Source organism: Halomonas jincaotanensis, assembly GCF_018448785.1.
In the GTDB taxonomy this organism is placed as follows: domain Bacteria; phylum Pseudomonadota; class Gammaproteobacteria; order Pseudomonadales; family Halomonadaceae; genus Halomonas; species Halomonas jincaotanensis.
Genome location: NZ_JAHCLU010000009.1, coordinates 194,229 through 202,454, shown reverse-complemented (window position 1 = coordinate 202,454; position 8,226 = coordinate 194,229). Strand labels below are relative to the sequence as shown.

The 8,226-nt window shown below is 60.4% G+C and carries 6 protein-coding genes; 2 read left to right on the top strand and 4 right to left on the bottom strand.

Annotated features, from left to right (window positions below; translation table 11 throughout):
• Window positions 1-301: 301 nt before the first annotated feature.
• The gene (locus KG088_RS10585; protein ID WP_213825489.1) at window positions 302-1,219 is read right to left on the bottom strand and encodes a hypothetical protein; all 918 of its coding nucleotides are present in this window, start codon (window positions 1,217-1,219) and stop codon (window positions 302-304) included.
• 675 nt (window positions 1,220-1,894) lie between these two features.
• Here KG088_RS10585 and KG088_RS10580 point away from each other — a divergent pair.
• Complete coding sequence (locus KG088_RS10580) at window positions 1,895-3,598, top strand: ShlB/FhaC/HecB family hemolysin secretion/activation protein (protein WP_213825488.1); 1,704 nt, start codon at window positions 1,895-1,897, stop codon at window positions 3,596-3,598.
• Between the two features lie 96 nt (window positions 3,599-3,694).
• Here the strand turns inward: KG088_RS10580 and tviB are convergent, their stop codons facing one another.
• Window positions 3,695-4,972, bottom strand: a complete 1,278-nt coding sequence (tviB, locus tag KG088_RS10575) for a Vi polysaccharide biosynthesis UDP-N-acetylglucosamine C-6 dehydrogenase TviB (RefSeq protein WP_213825487.1) — start codon at window positions 4,970-4,972, stop codon at window positions 3,695-3,697.
• Between the two features lie 242 nt (window positions 4,973-5,214).
• Here tviB and KG088_RS10570 point away from each other — a divergent pair, with 242 nt between their 5' ends.
• A complete protein-coding gene (locus tag KG088_RS10570; protein WP_213825486.1) occupies window positions 5,215-6,444 on the top strand; it encodes a DegT/DnrJ/EryC1/StrS family aminotransferase in 1,230 nt (409 codons plus the stop codon).
• Here KG088_RS10570 and KG088_RS19955 read toward each other — a convergent pair.
• A complete protein-coding gene (locus tag KG088_RS19955) occupies window positions 6,406-7,770 on the bottom strand; it encodes an O-antigen ligase family protein (protein WP_213825485.1) in 1,365 nt (454 codons plus the stop codon). The genes KG088_RS10570 and KG088_RS19955 overlap by 39 nt on opposite strands.
• Window positions 7,771-7,787: 17 nt before the next feature.
• Window positions 7,788-7,985 carry a hypothetical protein gene (locus KG088_RS10560; RefSeq protein ID WP_213825484.1) on the bottom strand — a complete coding sequence of 66 codons (198 nt, stop codon included), beginning with the start codon at window positions 7,983-7,985 and terminating at the stop codon, window positions 7,788-7,790.
• Between the last annotated feature and the right edge of the window lie 241 nt (window positions 7,986-8,226).

The following is an 8,226-nucleotide window of genomic DNA, read 5'->3' as shown; positions in this document are numbered from 1 at the left end:
TCGGCTTAGCATGGCGCGATCTCTTGACGGTTTGGTCACCAACAAGGAAAGGTCATGCGGGTCGGGGGGACAATCTGTTGTGATGATTTACGGACTTATAGCGCCGGCGTCGACAGGGGCACCACCCCCGGGAACAGCGCCCGTCAGGCGCTGCGCGCCATGCTTGGCGCACCCAGAAAAATCCGGCAGGGGTTACCTGCCGGATGTAACATCTGGGTCGTCCCAGAAGAAAGGCTTACGATAGCTAGCTGCGCAGAGGCATCAGTGTCCATGCTTACGCTACACGCATGCTACATGTCGATCAATGTGCAGCCACATATTTTTCATGCTTGTGACCATGACCCTTTTTATGGTCCTTACCCTTGTTCTTGCGTTCCTGGTACTTTTGCTTCTTGGCCAGCCACTCCTCACGCTCCTTCTTCATCTTCTTGGCCATTTCTTTCTCACGCTTCTCGGCTTTCTTCTTGGCTTTCCACTTCTCACGCTTCTCGGCTTTCTTCTTGGCTTTCCACTTCTCACGCTTCTCGGCTTTCTTCTTGGCTTTCCACTTCTCACGCTTCTCGGCTTTCTTCTTGGCTATCCACTTCTCACGCTTCTCGGCTTTGGCTTTCTTCTTGGCCTCCCACTCCTTGCGCTTCTCGGCCTTGGCTTTCTTCTTGGCCTCCCACTCCTTGCGCTTCTCGGCTTTGGCTTTCTTCTTGGCCTCCCACTCCTTGCGCTTCTCGGCTTTGGCTTTCTTCTTGGCCTGCCACTCCTTGCGCTTCTCGGCTTTCGCTTTCTTCTCGGCTAACTTCTTCTTCCGCCAATCCTTCTTGTCTTTGTCCTTCTTGTGAGCCCACTTGCCCTTCTTGTCCTTATCGTGCTCGTGCTTGCCATTATTGCCGTTTTCGCCGTTTCCTTTATCCTTATGCTTCTTTTTCCAATGTCCCTTATGCTTACCGTTTTTTTCCTTCCATTCCTTCCAATCCTTTCTGTTACCATTCTCTACAACATGTTTGTAGTGTTTTTTATCTCCCTCGTGATAAGACATGGACCCATGACCATTGCCATTGAACCCAGGGGCCGCGGTGGCGGTTCCTGTTCCAGCGGCCGCTATCATGGTTCCCATCACCAGACCTGCCAGCATGGCCTTCAGTTTGTTCATGCTTGAATACTCCTTGACGGCATAGGCATCAATGCCTGTGGTTTGCTTGGACTTTCCTCCAACCTCCAGCGACATGGCAAACGGCTGCATCCTAGATTTCTGATGTAACGGACACACTCGTTGACACACTTTGTTTCACTGAAGGCCACACTCCCTCCTTGCCCTATCCGGTATAGCCCGGGCGATAGGAGGGGTCAATCGAGTGGATGGAAGCCGAAAACTCCATGAGGCATTGGGGGAGTCTCGTTACCCTGCTTTGAAAATTAGGGATAACGTATTGTTATTTTTAATGCTTCCAAATATGCTTATAAAGACAATAATACTGGCACGGCCGGTCCACCGTTCTCTGGAATTATTTTTTTGTTACAATCTGATCTTAATTCTTTGCTTTTTTTTACAATTAATAAACACATATAGCGATTAACCAGAAACACTTTTCGATAGCAATGCAATTATCAGCAACTATTTACTGACATACTGCATTACAAAAATAACACTTTGATGATTACTAAATAAAATCTTCCTCTTTCATAATCGGCTCAAGTGGTGGGTAATACGCTCAATTCTATAAGAATATCGATTTCCGACATTAGGTGTCCCTGGCATTCGTGGCGCATCTATGCTTGAGTTTCGAAAGGTAACCTTTCGTTCGATGCTTACGCGGCTGTCGGCAGTAAACGTTCGAATAGCGCGACCTTCAGCGACAAGGGTTCCGGAAACCTATCCGATGGTGATTATAGGGAAGTTGTAATGACGAAAGCATGGTGGACACCGGCCTGGGTATCAGGAACCCTGCTATTTCTGATCTCCTCAGACCTGCTTGCTCAGGTCACCCCTGCGGATCGCCAGCGTCGTGTCATCCAGACGCTGGACCCGACGGAGCAACGACGTGGCCGGGAAGATCCCCGTGAGGGAAGAGGTATTACCCTATTCGAGGTGCTACCTACGGAACCAACAGAGGAATCCGTCTACAGCACCACCCTAACCTCGGTTGTTTTCGATGGCGTGAGCGTCTACGAGGAGAGTGAGCTTGAGGCATTGTGGTCGGAGTTGGTCGGGCAGGAAATTACCGAGCAGGATGCCGAGGCGCTCGCCGATACGCTGATGGAGCAGTATCTGGACGATGGGTACATGCTGATCTTTGCCTTCGCCGATGAGCCCGATGAGGACGGGGAGCTGACGATATATGTAACCGAAGGATATATCGATTCGGTTGCTTTTACCGGGGACGATATCGACCAACACCCGCTATTGATTACCTATGCGGAAAAGATCATGGCGTCCATTCCCTTGCGGACGCAGGTCTTTGAGCGCTACTTCAACCTGATGAATGATCTGCCGGGCCTTCGCGTCGACGGGAATCTCGGCTTTCCTTCCGACCCTGACGGTGCCGAACCGCTTGTACTGGACGTTAGCTACAATGCGGTGGATTACCTGGCTACCCTGGACAACCGCGGCAGCCGTTTCGTGGGCCGGTGGCTGACCTCGGTGGGGGTGAGACAGAACTCGGCCTTACTGGGCAGCCACGACCAGGCCTCGATTCGGCTCTATTCCACGATCCCCGACCACGAGGAGCTACACGCGGTCGAACTGGCCGGCAGCCACCCAGTGGGTTCGGAAGGCACCACGCTTTCCATGGGGGCTGCGCTGTCCCGCGTTCGGCCAGGCGCTGGTCTGAAACCGATCGATATAGTCAGCGATTATCGAGAAGGCTACGTTACCGTCGAACATCCCTCGATACGCTCGGACATTCAAAGCCTTTGGCACTATGCGACGCTCCATTATGCCGACTCCGAGAGCGATGCCTTCTCTGGCGAGCTGAAGCTGCTCAAGGAAAGGGTTCGAGCCTTGCGTCTCGGCACAACCTATAGTCGCGACGATCGCTGGGGAGGGAGTAATGTGATCAGTGGTGAGGTGAGTCGTGGCCTCGACATCATGGGGGCCAACGCGGGTGAGCCGTTCAATACCACGAGCCGCCCCGGGGGGGAACTCGAGTTCACCAAGCTCTCGCTCTACCTGTCTCGCTGGCAGCCGATCACCGATGACTGGTCCCTCTTCGCGGCCCTGGAGGGTCAGTATGCGTACGATCCCTTGCTGTCGTCGGAGTTCATCTCGTTTGGTGGCGAGGATTCACTTCGCGCCTACGAATCCGGCCTGCTGTTCGGGGACCATGGCGTGACCCTCAGTCTGGAACTGAACTATGTGCCGCCGAACGAGACCGCCCTGAATTTACAGTGGTATGGCTATCTGGAGACCGGCAGGGCCTGGACCCGGGAAACGGAATTCGAGTTCAGTGACAACAACGGAGCGACGGCGACGGGCCTCGGGGTACGCTTCGATGCGACATCCTACCTATCGGGCTATGTCGAGCTCGGCTGGCCCATCTCGCCACCAGACGCCTACGAGGGTTCAAGCGGCGCGAATGGTTATCTGGGTATAGCAGTACGCTTTTAGTCGCTCTAGTAGCTTAAGTTGCCCTAGTAGCGTTAGTTGCTTTAATGCGCGGACCTGAGGGGGCGAGTCGAGCGATCGCCCTGCCCCCTTGATGCCTTACAGCCGCAAATCCACGGCCTCCTTCGGCAGCATATACTTCAGATCGTAGAGCACGTGCTCGGGCTTGCCCCAGGGGCGAATGCCCTCGGCGCCGAGTTCGCGAAACTCGCGATGGGCGACGGCGAGGATCATGGCGTCGTAGGCGCCGGGCTCGGGTTGCTCGACGGGGCGGATGCCGTATTCGGCCTCGGCTTCGGCCTTGTCGACCTGGGGGTCAAAGACATCGACCGCGACGTTGTAGTCGGCAAGCTCTCTGAGGATGTCCACCACGCGGGTGTTGCGCAGGTCCGGGCAGTTTTCCTTGAAGGTCAGGCCCATCACCAGCACCCGCGCGCCCTGCACGTGGATACGCCGCTTGATCAGCTGCTTGATCAGCTGCCCCGCCACGTAGGCGCCCATGCCGTCGTTGAGGCGCCGCCCGGCGAGGATCATCTCGGGGTGGTAGCCCACCTGCTCGGCCCGGTGGGTCAGGTAGTAGGGGTCGACGCCGATGCAGTGGCCGCCCACCAGCCCGGGGCGAAACGGCAGGAAGTTCCACTTGGTGCCGGCGGCCTCGAGCACTTCCTCGGTGTCGATGCCCAGACGATTGAAGATCACCGCCAGCTCGTTGACCAGCGCGATGTTGATGTCGCGCTGGGTGTTCTCGATCACCTTGGCGGCCTCGGCCACGGCGATCGAGCTGGCCAGGTGGGTGCCGGCGGTGATCACCCGGCGATACAGCGCGTCGACGAACTGCGCCACCTCGGGCGTGGAGCCCGAGGTCACCTTCTTGATGGTGGTGACGCGGTGTTCCTTGTCGCCGGGGTTGATGCGCTCGGGGCTGTAGCCGGCGAAGAAGTCGTGGTTGTAGGTCAGGCCCGACACTCGCTCGATCACCGGAAGGCACGTCTCCTCGGTGGCGCCGGGGTAGACGGTGGATTCGTAGATCACCACGTCGCCGTGAGCGACCACCTGGCCCAGCGTCTCGCTGGCCTTGATCAACGGCGTCAGGTCCGGCCGGCGGCTGGCGTCGATGGGCGTGGGCACGGTGACGATGTAGACGTTGCAGTCGCGCAGCGCCTCGAGGTCGCTTTCGAAGCGCAGCTGGGTCGCTTCCGCCAGCAGTTCGGGCTCGACCTCCAGGGTGTGGTCGATGCCGTCGCGCAGCGCGGTAATACGCTTTGAATTGATATCGAAGCCCACCGTGGGCAGTCCCTTGCCGAACTCCACCGCCAGCGGCAGGCCCACATAGCCCAGGCCGATCACGCCCAGGCGAACATTGTCCATGCTCGGCATCTGCAGGTTCCTTGCTTGAGGGTCACTTGCTTGAGGGTCATTGCACATACGAAGTGCGCCATTGTTAGAATATGTAACTTTAGGTGACCACTCTTGCTGCGAACAGATGAATTTTCTCCTGCTTCATAAAGTAGGCACCCCATATATGGCATATCAGGAATTCCCCATGGCGGATAAAGATACACAATGTAAGATTTGGTTTCTACATGTAATGTGCTTCGCCACCCACCCAAGGAGCCACTATGCGCAACGGTTCTCTCTCTCCCTGGCCTGCCTTCAGCGAAGAAGAAGCCGAGGCAGTCAAGCGCGTGCTGCTCTCCAACCGGGTCAACTACTGGACCGGCCAGGAAGGCCGCGAATTCGAGCGTGAGTTCGCGCAGTTTGCCGACAGCGACTATGCCATCGCCGTGTCCAACGGCACCACGGCGCTGGACCTGGCCCTCAAGGGCCTGGGTATCGGCCCCGGCGACGAGGTGATCGTCACCTCGCGCACCTTCCTGGCCTCGGCCTCGTGCATCGTCAACGCCGGAGCGACCCCGGTATTCGCCGACGTGGACCGCGACTCCCAGAACATCACCCTGGCCTCGGTGGCCGGGAAGGTCACGCCCGATACCCGCGCTATCATCGCCGTGCACCTGGCCGGCTGGCCCTGCGAGATGGATGCACTGATGGCGCTCGCCGAACGCTGCGGGCTGGTCGTCATCGAAGACTGCGCCCAGGCGCATGGCGCGGCGTATCACGGCAAGAGCGTGGGCGGCCTCGGCCACGTCGGCTGCTGGTCGTTCTGCCAGGACAAGATCATGACCACCGGCGGCGAGGGCGGCATGGTCACCACCAACGACGAGGCGCTGTGGCGGCGCATGTGGGCCTACAAGGACCACGGCAAGAGCTGGGAGGCCGTCTACGAGCGCGAGCATCCGCCGGGCTTCCGCTGGCTGCACGACAGCATCGGCACCAACTGGCGGATGACCGAGATGCAGGCCGCCATCGGGCGCATCCAGCTGACCCGCATGCCCGCATGGAAGGCCGCCCGTCAGGCCAACGCCCAGCGCCTCTGGCAGGCGGCCAGCGAATGCCCCGGGCTGCGTGTGCCGCCGATCCCCGCGCATATCGATCACGCCGCTTATAAATGCTATGTGTTCGTCGCGCCGCAGCAGCTGGCGGAAGGCTGGGATCGCGACCGCATCCAGGCGGCGATCATCGAGGGCGGCATACCCTGCCTGGCCGGCTCCTGCTCGGAGGTCTACCTGGAGCGAGCCTTCGGCCCCAGCGATCGCCACCCCGGCTGGCGCCCCGCCACCCGCCTCGAGGTCGCCCAGGAACTGGGCGAGACCAGCCTGATGTTGCTCTGCCACCCCACCCTGACGGCGGACGAGATCGACACCACCTGCCGGGTGCTCCAGGAGGTAATGCAGCGCGCCGCAAGCCACACGTCACGCCACGCGGGGCTCCTTTCTTACCGGCGGGCTTGAGTCGTCTGACGACGACGATCTCGCCGACTCACGCTCCGGGATCGACTTCACCGGCACATGCCGATACAGCGTCCAGATCACGACTAGCCAGACGCCGTACACCACCACGCCCACGGCGTAGGCCATGAAGCTGTAGGTCAGGCCGAAGTCGATAAAGGCCACCGGCAGCAGCAGCCCCGCCACCGCCAAGGCCCGATGCCCCGGGTCGGTGTGGCGCAACCCGGAGCGGAACAGCCACAGCGGCAACAGGTAGAGCGCCAGCAGCATGACCAGCCCAGGCAGGCCGTGCTTCACCCAGGCATCCAGGAAATCGTTGTGGGCATGGCGATGCGGCGTCACCGACTCGGCGAGCACCCCCGCCTCGGCCATCGCCACCATGCGCGAGTGGTACGTCTCGGCGCCGTGCCCCAGCACGGGATGCTCGAGGATCAGCCGTCCGGCCCCGCGCCACATCTCCAGGCGGGTAGTCACCGAGGAAGTGTCCGCTGCCTCCCCCGTCAGGTAGTGCGACACCTCATCCACCGCCAGGGTGACGCGCTGCTGCACCCCGGTCTGCGGTGCCAGATAGAGACCCGCCAGCAGCGCGACGACGGCCAGCCACAGCGCGGCCTTCTGGCCACCCGCCAGGCCGCTGATGAAGCCGCGATGGAAGACCAGCAGGATCAGCGGCATGGCGATCCAGCCGCCGCGCGTCCCCGACAGCACCGAGGCCATCACCCCGCCGACGGCACCGGCCAGGAGCACGACCAGCCACACGGGGCGCCGCGGGCGCGACAGCGCCCAGGCCACGCCGGCCAGGCACAGCATGCCGGTGAGCAGGCTGATGTTGCCGTAGAGAATGGCGTGCAGTGGCTCATGGCCGCTGGCCCGCCCCGCCCCCAGCTCCAGGCGCTGCCACAGCGACCAGGCGCCCGACATCACCCCGCCCAACGCCACCCCAGTCCATAACGCGGCAAGCGGCGGCCGCCAGGTGTGCAGCGCCACCATCGCCAGCAGGGCCATGCCGATCGCCAGCACCCGCGGCGCCACCGTCAGCAGCTCGTCGTGTACCCCCGCCATGATCACCAGCCCCAGGGCGACCAGCAGCAGCAGAATCGCCAGGCCCCAGCCGCGGTCGCCGAAGGAGCGCGCCTGCGCCTGCACCAGCCCCGGCCACAGCCGACGCAGCCCGGCGATCACCCCCAGCACGGCCAGCCACAGCGGCCCCCACCAGTAGCCCCCCGGCAGCATCACCGGCAGCACCAGGGTCGCCACCACGCCGGCGGCCGTCAGCCCCTTCATCACGCTCCTGGTGTCGTCGTCACGCACAGCCGTGTCATGGTTCACAGCGCTCCTCCTCGTTGTCATGTCACATGCAGCGATTTGCCGCAACCCACGGCGCAACCCACGGCGTAGTAGCAGTAGCGCAGGTCGGCCTCGCGCGAGGCCTGGGGATCATAGAGGTTGCGACCCTCCACCTCCACCATCCACCATCCACCACCATCGAGATCCACCGTCGAATGACAACCGGCCATCAGTGCAGTAGTAAAATAGTGTAACAAATTGTTGTTTTTTTGCCCATGCGGCGAGGCAAAATCTTTTCTGATTAGCCGTGTTGATCAGCTATCGTGTCAGTCTGGGGCTATACCGGAATTTGCGCGCCCGCGATGCCGAGGCAGAGCTGGGTTCACCGGGCCGACGTGCGCTCTGTGGGTATCTGCTCGAATGGATCGTGGAGAGCTAATGACAAACGCGGAAATAGATAGGACGCTGAAATGGAGAGCCTAGTGATTATGGTGATCC

Bases quoted from the DNA above. Each gene is read 5' to 3' on its own strand.
- KG088_RS10585 (WP_213825489.1), bottom strand. From the start codon at position 1,219: ATGTCGCTGGAGGTTGGAGGAAAGTCCAAGCAAACCACAGGCATTGAT.
- KG088_RS10580 (WP_213825488.1), top strand. From the start codon at position 1,895: ATGACGAAAGCATGGTGGACACCGGCCTGGGTATCAGGAACCCTGCTA.
- tviB (WP_213825487.1), bottom strand. From the start codon at position 4,972: ATGCCGAGCATGGACAATGTTCGCCTGGGCGTGATCGGCCTGGGCTAT.
- KG088_RS10570 (WP_213825486.1), top strand. From the start codon at position 5,215: ATGCGCAACGGTTCTCTCTCTCCCTGGCCTGCCTTCAGCGAAGAAGAA.